Here is a 17661-nt window from a genome sequence, read left to right as displayed (position 1 = left end):
CCGGACGCTCACTTCTCCTCGGCGGTGTCGGCCTTCTCGGCTTTTTCGACCTTCTCCTCCTGCGCCGCCGACAGGTGGTGCGAGGTGATCAGCCAGTTCCGTCCGTTCCAGACGTAGTTCATCGTGTACCGGGCGGTGACCCGGTGGCCGGTCGCCGCGAAGTGGAAGGTGCACGTGCCGGTGTCGACGGCGGTGCCGTAGCCGCGGCTGATCTGCCGGTCGATGACCGAGGCCCAGGGACGGTCGGTGAGGAATTCGTCGAAGAAGGCCTGTTTGGCCGGGGTGTCCCGGCAGATCTCGGTGGAAGACGGGGCGAGCAGCGCCGCGTCGGCGGTGTACAGGGCGAGCACCTCGACGATGTCGTTCTTCTGCAGGGCGGCATTCCACCGGTCGAAGAGCGCGCAGATCTCCTCCTCGGTGGGTGCGGGATAGCCGTGGGCGGCCAATGCGTGGGGGGAGACGACCATGCTCGGCGCGGCTGGCTCGTCGCCGCCTTCGGTGGCGACTCGGGACGCTTCGTCCTGGGTGGGGAGTACCTCGAGCACGGCTTCGGCGACACCGGACCGGTCGACCGCGTAGTCAGCCTGCTCCTCGGCGTGTTCTTCGCTGGGATCGCTGTCGACGTCCACGCTCTGTTGATTCGGCTGTTTGTCCTGATCCATGGTCTGGAACTCCTCACTCGTCCAGGCGCTTCGTATGACGGCGATCTGCTCGGTGGGTTCGTCGGAGATGTCGAGATACTTCGCCGCGGCATGCCCGTGCGGAACAGACCCGCAGGTGCGGGCGGCCATTCCCCCATCGGCCGCACGACGCTTATTTGAAACACTTGTGCCGCAACATTTTTGGATTATTTGTCCGATTTTACGCTGAGGCTCGCCGTGAAATGTCCGAGTTCGTGTGCCGAAGAACGACGCCGACCTGCGCGACTCGACTCCCCGCGACCGGCTGCGACCCGCTCAGCCGACCAACAACGGCACCGCCGCGAGCGCCGATACGACCAAGGCCACATTCTCGAAGACCCGCTGCGACATCCGATGCACCAGAACGGCGCCCACCCCGGCCCCGAGCACCACAAAAGGTGCCAGCACCACCGTCAACGACAACGTACTGGCCGGGAACAGCCCCAAGGCGAGACTGAACGGGGCCTTCACCAGGTTGACCAGCAGGAAGAACCACGCATTCGTCCCGATGAACGCCCGCTTGTCCACCCGGCAGGCCAACAGGTACAACGCCATCACTGGCGCCGCGGCATTCGCGGTCATCGTGGCGAACCCGGCCGCGCCACCGGCCGCCACCGTCGACCACCGCCGAGGCGCCCGCCCACCGGCCGCACCCGTCGACGGCCCGAACCGGGTCACCACCTGAAGAACCACCATCGTCAACAACAGCACACCGATGGAGAACCGCATCCACGCATCGTTCACGACCGCCACGAAGACCGCCCCCGCGACGATCCCCGGCAGGACACTCGGCACCAACCGCCGCAACAGCGGCCACGAAGCCTCCTTGCGATACACCGACACCGCCACCAGATCACCGACGATGAGCAGCAGAAGCACCGCCGCCGTCGACTCCTTCGCCGGCAACGGGATGGCGAAGAGCGCCACCGCCACGGCAATCAACCCGCCGACACTGGTCTTCGACATCCCGACGACGACAGCGGCACACATCAGGATCGCCCCATGGGCGGACAGGAGATCGACAGGCACGACCCCCAGTCTGCGATGCGAACGCACCGGAGGCGCAAAGCGCCCCCTCCTCGGAGAATGAACCGGACCTGATACTCATATCGACCGATTCGCCGTCGATCACCGATACAGGAGCACTCCCCGCCGGAAAGACTCCCCGGGCCCCGCCGACACCGAAGGACCCCCGTGCTCACCAGCGTGCTCACGACACATCTGCGCCCCTACCGCAGATACCTGACCGCCGTCGTCGTCCTGCAACTCGTCGGGACCATCGCCTCGCTCTTCCTGCCCAGCCTCAACGCCGACATCATCGACCACGGAGTGGCCAAAGGCGACACCGGCCACATCTGGCGGGTCGCCGCCGTCATGCTCGCCGCCTGCCTGGTGCAAGCCGCCTGCCAGATCGGCGCCGTCTGGAACGGAGCCCGCGCCGCCATGGGCATGGGCCGCGACCTGCGCGCCCTCCTCTTCGCCCGGGTCATGTCCTTCAGCTCCCAGGAAGTCGACCGGTTCGGCGCCCACTCCCTGATCACCCGCACCACCAACGACGTCCAACAACTGCAACAACTCGTCGTGATGGGCTGCGTCATCCTCGTCAGCGCACCGATCATGATGATCGGCGGCATCGTCATGGCACTCCAGGAGGACGTCAGCCTGTCCTGGCTGGTCGCCGTCGCCGTCCCCGCCCTCGCCCTGGCGATCCTGCTGGTGGTCCGCCGCATGATCCCCCTCTTCCGCGCCATGCAGACCCGGATCGACGCCGTGAACCGCGTCCTGCGCGAACAGATCACCGGCATCCGAGTCGTCCGGGCCTTCGTCCGGGAAGACCACGAACGGGAACGCTTCGCCACGGCCAACGACGAACTCACCGCCGTGGGCTCGGGAGTGGGCCGACTGATGGCACTGATGTTCCCGATCGTCATGCTCATCATGAACCTGTCGACCACCGCGGTGATCTGGTTCGGCGGACACCGGGTCGACACCGGAGACATGCAGGTCGGAGCCCTGTTCGCCTATATGGCCTATCTCATCCAGATCCTCATGTCGGTGATGATGGCCACCATGGTCGCCACGATGGTGCCGCGAGCATCGGTCTCCGCCGACCGGATCGCCGAGGTCCTCGCCACCTCCACGAGCGTCGTCGCCCCGGAACAGCCCGTCACCACCGTACGGTCCGGGGTCGTCACCCTCGACGACGTCGAATTCACCTACCCCGGCGCAGACGCACCCGTACTGCGCCGGATCACCTTCACCGCCCGCCCCGGCACCACCACCGCCGTCATCGGCTCCACCGGAGCCGGCAAGAGCACCCTGATCAACCTGCTCCCCAGACTGTTCGACGTCACCGGCGGCCAGGTCCGCATCGACGGGATCGACGTGCGCGACCTCGACCCGGACGACCTGTGGAGCCGGATCGCCGTCGTCCCCCAACGGCCCTACCTCTTCTCCGGGACGGTCGCGAGCAACCTCCGGTACGGCAACCCCGACGCCACCGACGACGAACTCTGGGAAGCCCTCCGGATCGCCCAGGCCGAAGATTTCGTCCGCCGTCTCGACGGAGGACTCGACGCCGAGATCGCCCAAGGCGGAACCAACGTCTCCGGCGGGCAACGCCAACGCCTCTGCATCGCCCGTGCCCTGGTCGCCCGCCCCACGATCTACCTCTTCGACGACAGCTTCTCCGCCCTGGACCTGGCCACCGACGCCAGACTCCGAGCCGCACTGGCACCCTCGACCGCACAGTCCACGGTGCTCATCGTCGCCCAACGGGTCTCCACCATCGTCGACGCCGACCAGATCGTGGTCCTCGACGCCGGACAGATCGTCGGACTGGGACGCCACGACGATCTGCTCACCACCTGCCCGACCTATGCGGAGATCGTCCGCTCCCAGCTGAGCGCGGAGGAAGCCGCATGAACCCCCGGACCGGACCCGTCCCCGGCGGAACCTCGAAGAACCCCACCGGCAGGACCATGACCGCCACCAGCCGCCCACAGCGAGGGCACGGCCACATGGGCGGCGGACCTGCCCAGAAATCATTGGATTTCCGACGGTCCGGGCTACGACTGCTCGGCCTGCTGCGGCCGATGCGCGCGCAGGTGCTCCTCGCGGTGGGGTTGACCGTCGCGTCGGTGGCCTTGTCGGTGGTGGGTCCGAAGGTGCTGGGCCGGGCCACGGATCTGATCTTCGCCGGCCTGGTGGGTCGGCAGATGCCGGCGGGGGTGTCCAAGGAGCAGGTGGTGGCGCGGCTGCGCGCCGGGGGCGAGGGCACTTTTGCGGACATGGTGGCCGCGATGGAGGTCGTTCCCGGTCGGGGGGTCGATTTCGGTGGGGTCGGTCGGGTCCTGGTGGTGGTCCTGGGCTTGTACGCCGTGTCGGCGCTGTTGATGTGGGTGTCCGGCTTGTTGGTGAGTCAGGTCTCCATGGCGACGATGCGTCGGCTCCGGGGTGATGTCGAGGACAAGTTGCATGCGCTGCCGTTGAGTTATTTCGATGCCCAGCCGCGGGGGGAGCTGCTCTCCCGGGTGACGAATGACATCGACAATCTTGGGACGAGCCTGCAGCAGACTTTCGGCCAGCTGTTGAACTCGCTGGTCACCGTGGTGGGCATCATCGTGATGATGCTCTACGTCTCGCCTCTGCTGACGGTGATCGCCCTGGTGTCGATCCCGGTGTCGGTGCTGGTCACGGCGGTGATCGGGAAGCGTAGCCAGAAGCAGTTCATCGCGCAGTGGGCTGAGACCGGGCATGTGAACGGCACGATCGAGGAGGCGTTCACCGGGCACGAGTTGGTGACCGTCTTCGGCCGTCGTCGTGAGGTGGTCGCGCGGATGCAGGAGTCCAACGACCGGTTGCACGATGCGGCCTTCGGGGCCCAGTTCATCAGCGGCCTGATGATGCCGGTGATGTTCCTGGTGGGGAACCTGTCCTTCGTGTTGGTCGCGGTGGTCGGTGGGCTGCGGGTCGCCAGCGGACGGTTGAGTCTGGGCGATGTGCAGGCTTTCATCCAGTACAGCCGTCAGTTCACTCAGCCGCTCACTCAGGTGGCGTCGATGGCGAATCTGTTGCAGAGCGGGGTGGCGTCGGCCGAGCGGGTCTTCGAGCTGTTGGATGCGCCCGAGCAGGTGCCGGAGGTGGCGTCGGAGAAGCGCCGGGGCGGCACGCGGGGGCGGATCGCTTTCGAGGGTGTGTCCTTCTCCTACCGGGCCGGTACGCCGTTGATCCATGATCTGTCGTTGACGGTGGAGCCCGGGCAGACGGTCGCCGTCGTCGGTCCGACCGGCGCGGGCAAGACGACCTTGGTCAATCTGATCATGCGGTTCTACGAGTTGGACAGCGGCCGGATCACCTTGGACGGGGTGGATATCGCGGCGATGCCGCGGCGGGAGCTGCGCGAACAGGTCGGCATGGTGTTGCAGGACACCTGGCTGTTCCAGGGCACGATCCGGGAGAACATCGCGTACGGACGTCCGGGGGCGTCGGACGAGGAGATCCGGGCGGCGGCGGAGGCTACGTATGTCGATCGTTTCGTCGCGCACCTGCCGGAGGGCTATGACACGGTGCTCGACGACGAGGGGTCGAATATCAGTGCGGGGGAGAAGCAGCTGATCACCATCGCCCGGGCATTCCTCTCCGGGCCGGGCCTGTTGATCCTCGACGAGGCGACGAGTTCGGTCGACACCCGTACCGAGTTGTTATTGCAGCAGGCGATGGCTGCTTTGCGGGCGGACCGGACCAGTTTTGTGATCGCGCACCGGCTCTCGACGATCCGTGATGCCGATCTGATCCTCGTGATGGAGGACGGCGCGATCGTGGAGCAGGGCGACCACCGCACATTGTTGGCGGCCGGGGGCGCGTACGCGCGGCTCTACCGCAGTCAGTTCGCCGCGGCGATCACCGAGGGCGAGGAACCTGTGGCGGCTGTGGGCGCGGAGGAACCGGGGACGCCCCGGAGCTGACCGGACGGTGCGGCCCGGCCGGCTCCGGGGTCATTCGCCGCGGAGGACGGCGAGGGCTTCGGAGGCGGGCATGGTGCGCCGGTCGCCGAGTGCGCCGCGGACCTTCTGCCAGGATTCGGCGGAGGCCGTGAGGGTCTCGGGCGGTGGAGTGGCCTTCGGTTCCGCCGCCTTCGGTTCCGCCGCCTTCGGTTCCGTCGCCGGTGGTGTCTTCGGCGCGGGTGACGGGGGGGTCGTTTCGGGTGCCGTTTCCGCGGGTGCGGCTTCTGCTGGTGTTTTTTCCGTGGATGGGGGCTCGGGGGTGGTCTCGTCCTGTGTCGGTTCCGGGCTGGCGGGCTCCGGGGCCTCCGGTGCGGGGGCAGCCGGTGCCGGTTCCGGTGCCGAAGCCGCCGTGGCCGGGGCCGACGCGGTGGCGGGTGCGCTGCCGAGCAGCTTCAGGGCTTCGGAGGCGGGCATGGTGCGCCGGTCGCCGAGTGCGCTGCGGACCTTCTGCCAGGATTCGGCGGAGGCCGTGAGGGTCTCGGCCGGTGGAGTGGCCTGCGGTTCCGCAGCCTTCGGCTCCGCCGCCGGTGGTGTCTTCGGCGCGGGTGACGGTGGCGGGGGAGTCGTTGCGGCTGCCGGTTCCGCGGGTGCGGGCTCCGGGACGGTCTCGTTCGGTGCCGGTGCCGCCGTGGCCGAAGCTGCCGGTGCCGGTGCCGGTTCCGGTTCCGACGCGGTGGCGGGTGCGCTGCCGAGCAGCTTCAGGGCTTCGGAGGCGGGCATGGTGCGTCGGTCGCCGAGGTGCTCCTGCAGGCTGGCCCAGACGGCGGCGCCGACCGGGGGAACGGCGGAAACCTTCTGTTTCTCTGCGGGTTCCGGAGGCGTGGTCGCGGTGTCTGCGGACTCCGAGGCAGGGGGCTCGGCGGCCGAGGGGGGTTCGGTCGGGGTATCGGTGGTCGGCGGTGCCGGCGTGCTCTTCCGGGAGGGCGGCTCTGTCGGTGTCGCCGGGGGGTCAGCCGCGGGGCGGGTGTCCGTGGCGCCGCCGCCCATGAGGGCGAGGGCCTCGGCGGCCGACATCTTTCCCTTGGGTGTGCTCGGCTTGCTCTGAGGCGTGCTCGGAGTGGTGTGTTCGACGCTGTCCTGGGCGTCGCCGACCGGGGCCTGCGCAGCTTCTTCCTCGGCGTGACGCACCGCGGTGCGAGGGTCCGGTGTGGCGGCGCCGTCGGCGTTGGCGGTGGTGGTGTCGGCGTCGGTCTCGCCGGCGGCTTTCGCGGCGTCGACCTCGTCGGCGAATTCGCCCGGCGCTGCAGGTGCGGAAACGCCAGGCGCGTCGTCCGTCGGTGTCTCGTCGACCGGTGCCTCGTCAGTCGGAGCTGCCGGCGCAGTGGGGTCCTCGGGTGTCCCGGTGGCCTCGGCGCTGTCAGGGGCGGTGGTCCGTACGGCGGCGAGCAGCATCTGGGCGATGTCGACGACTTCGACCTGGTCCCCGGCGGCACCGGATTCCTTCTGGCTGTTCAGCCCGTCGGAGAGCATGACCCGGCAGAAGGGGCAGCCGATGGCGATACGTTCGGCGCCGGTGGCGACGGCCTCGGCGGTGCGATTCTCGTTGATGCGTGAACCGAGTTGTTCTTCCATCCACATGCGGGCGCCGCCGGCGCCGCAGCAGAAGGACTTCTCCTTGGCCCGGGGCATCTCCTTGTACTCGACGCCGGGCAGCGCGCCGAGCAGTTCGCGGGGTGGGCTGTAGACGTGGTTGTGACGTCCCAGGTAGCAGGGGTCGTGGTAGGTGACGCTCTGTCCGGTGGAGGCCACGTCGGCGGTGTTCGCGGCGTCGGGGTGGGCGAGGGGGACGAGTTTCTTGTCGCGGACGAGTCGGTTCAGCAGCTGGGTGTGGTGGATGACCTCGTAGTCACCGCCCAGGGCGGGGTATTCGTTGCGGAGCGTGTTGAAGCAGTGCGCGCAGGTGACGACGATCCGGGTGGCTTTGGCTTCGTTGAGTACGTCGATGTTCTGGGTGGCGAGCATCTGGAAGAGGATCTCGTTGCCGGCACGACGTGCGGAGTCCCCGGTGCAGCTCTCGCCGTCGCCGAGGACGGCGAAGCGGATGTCTGCGGTGTGGAGGAGTTCGGCGACGGCGCGGGTGGTCTTCTTGGCGCGGTCCTCGTAGGCGCCGGCGCAGCCGACCCAGAAGAGGTAGTCGACCTCGGTGAGGTCTTCGACGTCCTGGCCGATGACGGGGACGTCGAAGGGGAGGCCTTTCGCCCAGTCGAGGCGGGCCTTGGGCGACATGCCCCAGGGGTTGCCCTTGCCTTCGAGGTTCTTGAACAGGCCGCTGAGTTCGCCGGGGAAGGCGGATTCGATGAGGACCTGGTGGCGGCGCATGTCGATGATGGAGTCGACGTGTTCGATGTCGACGGGGCACTGTTCGACGCAGGCGCCGCAGCTGGTGCACGACCAGAGGACGTCGTCGTCGATGACGGCGTCGGGGCCGAGGGCGTCGTAGGCGCCTGCGGGGTGTTCGGTTTCGTAGCCGGTGGCTCCGACGAGGGGGGTTTCGGCGAGACGTTTGAGATGTTTGGGCTGTTCGCGGCGTTCGTCTTCGGTGGCGAGGACCCAGGGCGCTTTGGCGTGGGCGTGGTCGCGCAGGGTCATGACGAGCAGTTTGGGGGAGAGCGGTTTCTCGGTGTTCCAGGCGGGGCATTGACTTTGGCAGCGACCACATTCTGTGCAGGTGGTGAAATCCATGAGGGATTTCCAGGAGAAGTCCTCTGCTTTTCCGACACCGAGGCGGGGTTCATTGTCGTCCCCGTTGGAATGGTCGGATTCTTCGTCGCCCATCGCTTCGATGTCCTCGAGGGTCATCGGTTTTCCGGCGGGGGTGAGCATGGGGCGAATGGTGCCCAGTGCGGTGCGTCCGCTGGATTCGCGTTTGAACCAGATGTTGAAGAAGGCGAGGAATCGGTGCCAGGCGACACCCATGGTGGGTTGTAGCGAGATGGTGATCATCCAGGCGAAGGAGATGAGGATCTTCAACATGGCGAAGATGTAGACCGCTTCGTAGACCCCGGCGAGGGGTAGATGCCCCCATATTCCGGCCATCCATCCGGTGAGTGGGAAATGCAGGAGGAGGGATTCCTCGGGGTGGCTGATCTGCACCATGCGGGCTTCGAGGGTGCGGAGCAGGAGGATGCAGACGGTGACGCCGAGGATGGTTGCTTCGACGTAGTAGGCCTGCCACCAGGATGATCCGAAGAAGCGGCTGCGTCGTCCGTGGCTGTCCCGGTGGCGGCGGGGGTGGTTCTGCTGACGGATGACGCTGAGGACGATGATGCCGATGAGGCCGCCCCAGCTGAACAGTTCGATGAGCCATTCGAAGGGTGGGAAGTGGCCGACGATCGGGAGTCTGAATTCGGGCCAGATGAGCTGGAAGAAGGCGTTGACGAGTGTGGAGAAGAGGAGGAAGAAGCTCAGCGCGGTGAACCAGTGGGCGATGGCGACCACCGGGAGCCGGGACATTCTGGTGTGTCCGAAGAATTCTTTGGCGACGGTCCAGGTGCGATATGCGGGCCGGTCGGTACGGAGCGGGTCGGCCGTTCCCATGCGGAAGACCTTGCTGAATCGCCAGGCCTGCCGGAACAGGAGTATCCACCCGATGGTGGGAACGACGAGGCAGAGAATGATCGCCGTGGCTTGCAGCGCTGACATGCGGTGATCATACGAAGCAGGGGGCTTCTCATCGGGTGGATGAATTGTGACCTCCCTCTCTGCGCTCGGGTGGGATGTCGGGCGGGTGGGGAGGGTAGGCAGGCGGGGTGACGGGGTGGTCTCCGCTGGTGTTCTCGAGGGGGGTGGGTTCGCCAGACGATATCCATAAGCGTTTGTTGGAATATGCATAACGGATCTAGGGTTGAGGGTGATGTACGACGAGCCCCAGCGCTCGCCCCCGACGACCCGAGTGAGTGACGACTATGCCCGTCTACGACGACGTGACCGCCCTCGTGGGGCGCACCCCCCTCGTCCGCATCAACCGCATCATCGACGGCGGGGCCACCGTGCTCGCCAAAGCCGAATTCGCCAACCCCGCAGGCTCCGTCAAGGACCGCATCGGGGTCGCCATCGTCGACGCCGCCGAGGCCAGCGGTGAACTCTGCCCCGGCGGCACCCTCGTCGAGGCCACCAGCGGCAACACCGGCATCGCCCTGGCCATGGTCGGCGCAGCCCGCGGCTACCGGGTCGTGCTCACCATGCCCGAGACCATGAGCACGGAGCGCCGCGCCCTGCTGCGGGCCTTCGGCGCCGAGCTCGAACTCACCCCCGGGCCGGCCGGCATGAAGGGCGCCGTCGACCGCGCCGAACAGATCGCCTCCGGCGACAACGCCATCCTGGCGAGTCAGTTCGCCAACCCGGCCAACCCGGCCATCCACCGGCAGACCACCGGGCCGGAGATCTGGGCCGACACCGAGGGCCGCGTCGACATCCTCGTCGCCGGCGTGGGCACGGGCGGCACGGTTTCCGGCACGGGCCGGTACCTCAAGGAACAGAACCCCGACATCCGCGTCATCGCGGTCGAACCCGCAGAGTCGCCGATCCTCTCCGGCGGGCAGCCCGGCCCGCACAAGATCCAGGGCATGGGCGCCAACTTCGTACCGGACAACTTCGACCGGGATGTCGTCGACGAGGTCCTCACCGTCGACGCCCCGACCGCGGTGGAATGGGCCCGCAAGGCCGCCACCGGAGAGGGCCTGCTCGTCGGGATCTCCGCCGGGGCGAACCTGGCGGCGGCGGCTCGGGTCGCGGCCCGCCCCGAGAACGCGGGCAGGACGATCGTCACCGTCCTGTGCGACACCGGCGAACGGTATCTGTCGACGATGCTCTTCGAAGGGCTCACGGACTGATCCACGGCGTCCAGCCCTGGGAGAACCGCCCCGCCCGCACACGCCGAATCCCGAAACGGAGGTATCTCATGAGCATCACCTGGCCGGTCCGGCTCCCCGGTGCCCTGGTCCGGGCGAAGTCATCGGTGATGGAGGACCTGGACGCCGCTGTCGCACGGGACCCGGCGGCGACCGGACGCCTCCAGATGGCTCTGGTCAGCCCCGGACTGCACGCGCTCTGGGGGCATCGGGTGGCCCACCGGATGTGGCAGCACGACCGCGGACGGCTCCCGGCGCGCCTGCTCTCCCAGTGGACCCGCGCCCGCACCGGTATCGAGATCCATCCCGGGGCCAGCATCGGGCGCCGTTTCTTCATCGACCACGGCATGGGGGTCGTCATCGGCGAGACCGCGCAGATCGGCGACGACGTGATGATGTACCACGCGGTGACTCTCGGCGGGCGGACCCTCGCCGGGGGCAAACGTCATCCGACCGTCGGCCATCGGGTGACCCTCGGCGCCGGGGCTCGGGTCCTCGGCGCCATCGAGGTCGGTGACGGTGCCCAGATCGGGGCCAATTCAGTGGTGGTCAAGGACGTCCCGGCGAATCACGTCGCCACCGGGGTGCCGGCCCGCTATCGGCAGCGGGAGCTGACGGCCGCGGAGGACCCGTACGAGGCGATGTTCACCGAGCCCGAGCTGTGGATCTGAACCGGACACCCGGCCGGGTCGGGGCGCGGCGCTTAGCCTGACGGGGTGAACGGTCCGTCGACTTCTCCGCCGCATGTTCCCGTCCGTCCCTTGTGGATGCAGTATGCGCACTGGTCCAGGCGCGGGGAGGAGCGTCTCGACGCCGGTCTGATCGATCGGGTGTTGGACGATCCGGGAACCCTGATCTGTGATCTTTCCGGGCAGTCCGTGGGCATGACCAGGTCGGGGGACGGCGTGCTCTGGCGTCGCCCAGGCCCGGAGGACCGGGCGGCTGTCGACGAGATGATCTGGTTGGGAGGGGATCCCGGTCGTCTGGCTCGTTGTCGGGCGGAGGCGGCCCCGGGGGCGTGGCATCCGTGGCGGGAGGCGATGACCGCGCTGGGTGAGGTCGACGCCGAGGCGGTGTCGATCGCGCTCGCCCTGGGGCGTTGGCATCGCTCGAATCCGTTCTGCCCGGCGTGCGGCCGGGCGACCGCTCGGACGGCCGCGGGGTGGATGCGTTCCTGCCCGGGGTGTGGCGCCGAGTACTACCCGCGGACCGACCCGGTGGTGATCATGGCGGTGCTCGATGCGGAGGACCGGATCTGCCTGGTGCGCGGGCACCGTTGGTCCTCACCGGTCGGGATGTCCTGCCCGGCGGGTTTCGTCGATGCGGCGGAGTCCTTGGAGGACGCGGTGATCCGGGAGGTCGACGAGGAGCTGGGGCTGAAGGTGGTCTCGGTGGCCTATGCGGGCAGTCAGCCGTGGCCTGCGGTGTCGCAGCTGATGGTGGCGATGGTGGCGCGCGTGGAGAGTCCGGAGCTGTCGATCGATCCGGCTGAGGTGGTGGCCGCGCAGTGGTTCGATCGGGAGGAACTGGCCGGTGCGCTGCGGGCGGGGGAGGTGACTCTGCCGGTGTCCTTCGCCGCCGGACGGTGGCTGGTCGAGGGGTGGCTCGGCGAGCGGGTGCCCGACGAGTTCTCCACGGTGTACGGCCGCGTGGAGTGAGCCTTCGGCGGACCGGACGGCGGGTGGACCGTCCGGTCCGGGGTTGCCGGGGTATTCCCCCGGGGTCATTCCGGCTTGCGGGAGGAGGCGTCCGGGGCTGCCGGATTCCATCCGTTGCGGGCCTGTGCCCGGCTGGCGCGGGTTTCTCCGTAGGTGTCCGTGGTCCACGGCGCGTCGGTGTCGACCTGGCGTCCGGGGGGTGTGGCGGGGATGCCGGTCTCGGTGGGCCGGGCGGGTTCCTCTCCGGATCCGCTGTCATGGCCGAGGTCGGAGATCTTCTCCTTGGCGGTTTCGGCCATGCCGGTGAGGGTGGCTGCGACCTCCGGGGCTTTTTCCTTGGCTTTGTCGACGACGGCGGCTCCGGCGGTGCTGGCGGCGTCGGTGGCGAGGGTCTGGGCCTGTTCGACCTTTTCCTGGACCCGGGCGTCGTTCCACAGGGCGTCGGCCTGCGACATGATCTTCTCGTACTGGCTGCGGCCGGCTCGTGCACCCAGCAGGTATCCGACACCGAGTCCGGCGATGAACAGCAGTCGTCCACGCATGTGCGCGTCCCCTCTCGTGATGAAACTTCTTGCGGCGCAGTGCCGTCGATCTGCCTTGAATCTACGCGACCGGTGGCGGGGGAAGCCGTGGAAAGTGAAGCTGGTATACCCGAATTCGATGTTCGACGAGGGACATGGCAGGCTTCAGACGCTTAAGTTCAACCGGGGGAGTGTCGGTAACCGGGTGGGAAACCTGCGGAGACGCGAGCTGTGACCTCGGTTGATATCACAGACATGATGCCGGCGGCTAGGCTACGACGCTGACCAGTCAAGTCTGATATGCCGGTGACGAGGGAAGGTGACCATGGCCCGCTACTGCCCCGAGTGCGGCGCTGAGCTTCCGGCGAGTGCGCGCTTCTGTGTCTCGTGTGGCAGCCCTGCCAAGGCCAAGCACGATGCAGGACCAGGCGCACCCGCTGGGGCGAAGCCTGCATCGCAGGATCAATCGACGGCGGCGATGCCTGCTGCCGGCGGGTCGACCGCGATGATGCCGCCGGTAACGGAGGGCGCTGGTCAGGCTGCTCCTCCGGCGCCGCGCCGTCCGCGTTCGGACACGATGGCCGACCAGTTCTCGGCGTGGCCGGACGACATCGACGATCAGCCGTCGCCGTGGGCCGGTCCGCAGGGCGGGCCGCCGGCGACGGCGCAGATGGGCGCGGCTCGGACGGCTCAGACGCCTTTCGTGCCCGGCGTCGGGGGGCAGGTGCCTCCCGGGATGGACCGTGGCAATCCGGGTGGTTATCCCGCGCAGGGGCGGGGCCTGGAGGAGCAGATGTACGGGGAGGGCTCGTACGGTGAGGGCGGCGGGGGTAAACGCCGGATTCCGCTGGTGCCGGTGGTCCTCGGGGTCGCGGTCCTGCTCATCGGCGCGGTGATCTGGGCGTTGACCTCGATGCAGGGGTCGAGCAAGCCGGCCAAACCGGCGGCGAAGGCCCCGGTGGTGACCACGACGAAGCCTTCGTCGTCCACGACGTCGGCGCCGAGCGATCCTGCGAGTCGGGCTCAGGCGGCTCGGAGCGCGGTGGGTTCGGTGCTGGATGCGGGCCGGGGGTCGCGGCTGACCCTGGTCCAGGGCATCGACGCCTACTGCAGCAAGGGCGACAAAGAAGGCGGCAAACGTCAGATGGACGACGCTCTGAAGGGGCGGTTGGCTCAGCTGGCGAAACTGGACGAGGTGGGCGACGGCCCGTTCAAGGACATCCCGGAGGGGCCGCGGGCGCGTGACCAGCTCAAGGCGGCACTGCAGGCTTCGGCGGACGCCGACCAGATCTATATGCACATGGCCACTGCGGGCACGGTCTGCCAGGGCAGCAGCGAGCTGACGCAAGCCAATTCGAAGGCGTCTTCGGCGAAGGAGACCTTCTTGGGTTCCTGGAACCCGTTGATGTCCTCCTCGAAGTTGCCCGGCTTGAAGGCCGAGGACATCTGAGCGACGTCGACCGCTGACATGTCGAGGGGCCCGCATCGTGATGATGCGGGCCCCTCGACATGTGGCGGAGGGCGTGGGATTCGAACCCACGAGACGGTTGCCCGCCTAGCGGTTTTCAAGACCGCCGCACTAGTCCACTATGCGAGCCCTCCATGCTGCGTGGCGTACCGCAGCAGAAGTCAGTGTACGGCCCTCAGGGCTTGGCTTTGTCTTCGGCTGCTCCGGACGGCGAGGTGCACCGGCCGGAAGGCAGCTTGTCGAGATGTTCCCGCATCGTCCCGGCCAGGATGTCGAGGTCGGTGGCGGCCTGTTCGTAGCCTCCGGGGGAGAGCACGATGAGGGCGACAGCGGTGCGGGTGCCGTCGGGGTGGGCGATGACGCCGATCTGGCGGGCCATGTACTGCTGGTCGACAGCGGGCCCCCAGCCGCCCTTGTAGGCCTCTGCGTGGGCGGATCCCAGCCCCCAGCGTTGGTCGGCCGCGATGTGGTGCATCTGGGCGTAGGTGGTGGCGGCTTCGGGGCGGCAGGGCAGGCTCGCGGTGTAGCGGGCGCTGTCGTCCAGTTGCCAGTTCGTCTGACCGTAGGGGGTGTAGGGCGGACGGACCTCGTGGTGTTGCACGGTGGTGTGGGTGTCGCCTCCGCGGTGCAGTTCTGCGCGGACGGCGGAGGCAGCTTGTTCGCCGCCGCCCAGGGCCGTCCAGAGCCGGGCGGCTGCTTCGTTGTCCGACTGGGAGATCGCCAGGCCGGAGGTGTCCCGGTGGGTGTCGCCCGCGGCGACGCTCAGGGGCACCTTGATCGTGGACCAGGCGGGGCCGGTGCGGAGAGCGCCCCAGAGCGCGGGTTCTCCGCGTCCGCCGACGGGGAGCGCGGCCAGACCGGATCTTTCGGCGAGATTCCCCGGGAGTTTCTCCAGGGCCGCGACGAGTTCGGGGGGAAGGCTGTTCCCGGCGGTGGCGGAGGAGCTGGGGGAGGCGCTGCCGGTGGCCGTGGAGGTCTTGTCGGCCGGCTTCCCGCCGCCGGGGGCACAGCCGCTCATGGCGAGGGCGAGCAGCCCGGCGAGGGCACGGAGCGTGACGGGACGGCGGTGGTGTCGGGTGCGGGGTGAGGTCACGCCAGCGAGAGGAAGATCTTCTCGAGGCGTTTGGCGTCCAGGCTCTCCTCGTCCCCGGCGTCGATGCAGCGGCGCAGGGTGGTGGCGATGATGCTGTACGCGGCTCGGTCGACGGCTTTGCTGACGGCGGCGAGCTGGGTGACGACGTCTTCGCATTCACGGCCGTCCTCGATCATGGCCAGAACGCCGCCGAGTTGGCCTTGAGCTCGGCGGAGCCGGTTGACCACGGGGCCCATGTCCTCGGGATCGAGCGAGACCATCGGTGCCTCCTTCGCAGGTGAGAGCCGGTCTGGTCGATCGGCGGGGTGATCTTCCGGCCGGTGTCGACCGATCTTCCATGATACCGGCGGGGGTATTCGGAACGGACCGGCCCGGAGGTTCCCGGGGCCGCCCGGCACGTCCGGCGGGAGCTCCCTGGTGGAGGGGATCGGGGGCGCTCGTGGAGTTTGTGTGCTTTTGTCCAGGGGGGTGGGAGTGGAACGCGGGGAGCGCTTGCGCAAGGATGGGGCCATGGCGGGTGTCACCATGACCATGGTCGCGCGTGACGCGGGGGTGTCCGTGAGCACGGTTTCGCACGTCGTGAACGGCACCAGACCGGTGAATCCGGAGACGCGGCGTCTGGTGCTCGACACGATGCAGCGACTGGGCTTCGAACATCGCCCGGTCGCAGGATCCTTGGCAGCGGGCGCGACGATGACGATCGGGCTCGCTGCCTCCATGTCGTCGAACCCTGCGCTGCGCGAGTTGGCCGACGGGGTGGAGGAGGAGGCCTCCCGGCGGGGCGTGCAGATGGTGTTGGTCGACACCCATGACGACGCCGAGCACGAGAGCCGGGTCGTGGCACGTCTGCTGGCCCATCACATAGACGGTCTGCTCATCGCGCCTTCCGGGGGCTGGGAGGAGGCCACCTTGAAGCTCCTCCGCGAGCGCTCGGTGCCCTTCGTCGTCGTCGACCGTCTCCAGGAGATGCGGATCGACCAGGTGGGGGTGGAGAACGAGTCGGCGGCTTGTGCCTTGGTGGAACATCTCATCCAGCGTGGCCATCAACGGGTGGCCTATGTCGGTGGGCGTCCCGAGTTGGCCACCTACCGGGAAAGGCTCGCCGGTTACGTGGAGGCGCACCGGCGACGAGGGCTGCCCCTGTCGTCGGGGCTGGTGGTCGAGGACTGTCCGGGTGAGGAGCAGGTGCGGCGGGCGGTGTCCACTTTGTTGACGGCGCAGGATCCGCCGACGGCGTTGTTCGTGGCCGGGTATGCGGCCACTGTGGGGTCCTTGCGGGCGGCCAGGGCGGCCGGTATCACCGTCCCCGGGGATCTGGCGATGGCCTGTTTCGACGAGGTGCCCTGGTCGGGTGCTGCCGAACCGGCGATGACCACCGTCGCTCAGCCCTGGTTCGCGATCGGGGCGCGTGCGGTGCAGATGTTGGTGCGGCGGATGAACAATCCGGACGTACCCGCGCAGACGTTACGCTTGGCGGGGGAGATCATCCACCGACGTAGTTGCGGCTGTGAGGGGACGAAACGCGCATGATTCGACACGCCCGACAGGGGCGAGTCGAAGAAATCTCATAAATTTTTCCAAGGCCTTACCTCAGGGGTCTGACCTGCCTATATGACGCATCCAGTCGGGCATTTCGGATGCCTATCTCAAGAATGTCATAAACTGTCAGGCTGCTCTGTTATGTCGAAGCTGCCGCGTGCTACGGTGAGCCTGGTTGCACAGCAGTTCCTCGCAGGTGATTCCGGATCCGGCCGTTCGCGGTGAGTTCTCGGAAAGTACGGGCATGTCCCGCGTTTGTCGGGGGTAATGCCGCAGCCAGGTTCGACACGAAGTGTGTCGTAACCAATGGCCTCAAAGATAGAGAGTTGTATTTCGCATGGCTCAGGGCACCGTTAAGTGGTTCAACGCCGAAAAGGGCTTCGGTTTCATTGCTCAGGACGGCGGCGGCCCCGACGTCTTCGTGCACTACACCGCGATCCAGACCAGTGGCTACCGGTCGCTGGACGAGGCTCAGCGTGTCGAGTTCGAGGTGACGCAGGGCCCCAAGGGTCCGCAGGCTGACGACGTCCGTCCCCTCTGATTGACGCTGACGACAAGCTTCGAGGAAGGCCCTCCGAGACCTGGTGTCTCGGGGGGCCTTCCTCGTATTATTCGCGATTCGGGCGGATCGGCGCGGCCTCGGCTGGCTTCCGTCGAGGAATTTCGTGTCTCGCTTTGTCTTGGGTCCCCTTGAGCGGGTAGCCTGTCCGAAGCTTGCTGCAGCGCTCGGTCGTTGTGGAAGTCGTGGAGGCGTCGCCTAGTCCGGTCTATGGCGCCCGCCTGCTAAGCGGGTTTGGGGGTTAAACCCCATCGAGGGTTCAAATCCCTCCGCCTCCGCCACGTGAA

General features: G+C 67.9%; 14 protein-coding genes, 2 tRNA genes and 1 pseudogene. 10 read left to right on the top strand and 7 right to left on the bottom strand.

From position 1 onward, the window contains the following. Positions 1-8: 8 nt before the first annotated feature. Both AUCHE_RS15745 and AUCHE_RS10650 read right to left on the bottom strand, forming a co-directional pair. Entirely contained in the window at positions 9-791 is a 783-nt protein-coding gene (locus AUCHE_RS15745; RefSeq protein ID WP_006503310.1) for an SgcJ/EcaC family oxidoreductase, read from the bottom strand. Between the two features lie 165 nt (positions 792-956). Then, positions 957-1709, bottom strand: a complete 753-nt coding sequence (locus AUCHE_RS10650) for a sulfite exporter TauE/SafE family protein (RefSeq protein ID WP_245706970.1) — start codon at positions 1707-1709, stop codon at positions 957-959. Between the two features lie 165 nt (positions 1710-1874). Between AUCHE_RS10650 and AUCHE_RS10645 the strand changes: the two genes are divergently transcribed. Together AUCHE_RS10645 and AUCHE_RS10640 are read left to right on the top strand one after the other, a co-directional pair. After that, positions 1875-3605 carry an ABC transporter ATP-binding protein gene (locus tag AUCHE_RS10645; protein WP_006503308.1) on the top strand — a complete coding sequence of 577 codons (1731 nt, stop codon included), beginning with the start codon at positions 1875-1877 and terminating at the stop codon, positions 3603-3605. Continuing rightward, the gene (locus AUCHE_RS10640; RefSeq protein WP_006503307.1) at positions 3602-5647 is read left to right on the top strand and encodes an ABC transporter ATP-binding protein; all 2046 of its coding nucleotides are present in this window, start codon (positions 3602-3604) and stop codon (positions 5645-5647) included. The genes AUCHE_RS10645 and AUCHE_RS10640 overlap by 4 nt, the downstream gene beginning before the upstream one ends. Before the next feature lie 30 nt (positions 5648-5677). Here AUCHE_RS10640 and AUCHE_RS16275 read toward each other — a convergent pair whose 3' ends face one another. After that, the gene (locus tag AUCHE_RS16275; protein ID WP_006503306.1) at positions 5678-9328 is read right to left on the bottom strand and encodes a (Fe-S)-binding protein; all 3651 of its coding nucleotides are present in this window, start codon (positions 9326-9328) and stop codon (positions 5678-5680) included. A 263-nt stretch (positions 9329-9591) separates the two neighbouring features. Between AUCHE_RS16275 and cysK the strand changes: the two genes are divergently transcribed. The 3 genes from cysK to nudC all read left to right on the top strand — a co-directional run bounded on the left by cysK (position 9592) and on the right by nudC (position 12194). Further along, positions 9592-10518: a cysteine synthase A gene (cysK, locus tag AUCHE_RS10630; RefSeq protein ID WP_006503305.1), complete on the top strand. Its 927-nt coding sequence runs from the start codon at positions 9592-9594 to the stop codon at positions 10516-10518. Between the two features lie 68 nt (positions 10519-10586). Further along, positions 10587-11207 carry a serine O-acetyltransferase EpsC gene (epsC, locus tag AUCHE_RS10625; RefSeq protein WP_006503304.1) on the top strand — a complete coding sequence of 207 codons (621 nt, stop codon included), beginning with the start codon at positions 10587-10589 and terminating at the stop codon, positions 11205-11207. A gap of 45 nt (positions 11208-11252) precedes the next feature. Further along, positions 11253-12194: an NAD(+) diphosphatase gene (gene nudC, locus AUCHE_RS10620; RefSeq protein WP_143115238.1), complete on the top strand. Its 942-nt coding sequence runs from the start codon at positions 11253-11255 to the stop codon at positions 12192-12194. 65 nt (positions 12195-12259) lie between these two features. On the opposite strand, the gene AUCHE_RS16660 is transcribed toward nudC, so the two are convergent. Then, entirely contained in the window at positions 12260-12736 is a 477-nt protein-coding gene (locus AUCHE_RS16660; RefSeq protein ID WP_006503302.1) for a hypothetical protein, read from the bottom strand. 304 nt (positions 12737-13040) lie between these two features. Here AUCHE_RS16660 and AUCHE_RS17915 point away from each other — a divergent pair. Beyond that, positions 13041-13109, top strand: a pseudogene (locus AUCHE_RS17915) (zinc-ribbon domain-containing protein); the annotation flags it as partial. Positions 13110-13193: 84 nt separating this feature from the next. Beyond that, the gene (locus AUCHE_RS10610) at positions 13194-14165 is read left to right on the top strand and encodes a hypothetical protein (RefSeq protein WP_245706960.1); all 972 of its coding nucleotides are present in this window, start codon (positions 13194-13196) and stop codon (positions 14163-14165) included. 62 nt (positions 14166-14227) lie between these two features. On the opposite strand, the gene AUCHE_RS10605 is transcribed toward AUCHE_RS10610, so the two are convergent. The 3 genes from AUCHE_RS10605 to AUCHE_RS10595 form a co-directional block, all read right to left on the bottom strand. Then, positions 14228-14317: transfer RNA gene (locus tag AUCHE_RS10605), tRNA-Ser, on the bottom strand. 41 nt (positions 14318-14358) lie between these two features. Next, a complete protein-coding gene (locus AUCHE_RS10600; protein ID WP_006503300.1) occupies positions 14359-15276 on the bottom strand; it encodes a serine hydrolase in 918 nt (305 codons plus the stop codon). Continuing rightward, the gene (locus AUCHE_RS10595) at positions 15273-15536 is read right to left on the bottom strand and encodes a metal-sensitive transcriptional regulator (RefSeq protein ID WP_006503299.1); all 264 of its coding nucleotides are present in this window, start codon (positions 15534-15536) and stop codon (positions 15273-15275) included. Before AUCHE_RS10595 ends, AUCHE_RS10600 begins: the two co-directional genes overlap by 4 nt. A 250-nt stretch (positions 15537-15786) precedes the next feature. Between AUCHE_RS10595 and AUCHE_RS10590 the strand changes: the two genes are divergently transcribed. From AUCHE_RS10590 to AUCHE_RS10580, 3 genes are all read left to right on the top strand, one after another. Then, on the top strand, positions 15787-16806 hold the full coding sequence (locus tag AUCHE_RS10590) for a LacI family DNA-binding transcriptional regulator (protein WP_006503298.1): 1020 nt from the start codon (positions 15787-15789) through the stop codon (positions 16804-16806). Between the two features lie 346 nt (positions 16807-17152). Then, positions 17153-17356 (top strand): cold-shock protein, encoded by a 204-nt coding sequence (locus tag AUCHE_RS10585; protein ID WP_006503297.1) that lies wholly within the window; start codon positions 17153-17155, stop codon positions 17354-17356. Positions 17357-17561: 205 nt separating this feature from the next. Continuing rightward, positions 17562-17655 (top strand) — tRNA-Ser (locus AUCHE_RS10580). The last annotated feature ends 6 nt before the right edge of the window (positions 17656-17661 follow it).

Origin of the sequence: Austwickia chelonae NBRC 105200, from assembly GCF_000298175.1 — a bacterium.
In the GTDB taxonomy this organism is placed as follows: Bacteria; Actinomycetota; Actinomycetes; order Actinomycetales; family Dermatophilaceae; genus Austwickia; species Austwickia chelonae.
This window is presented reverse-complemented; position numbering and strand designations above follow the sequence as displayed.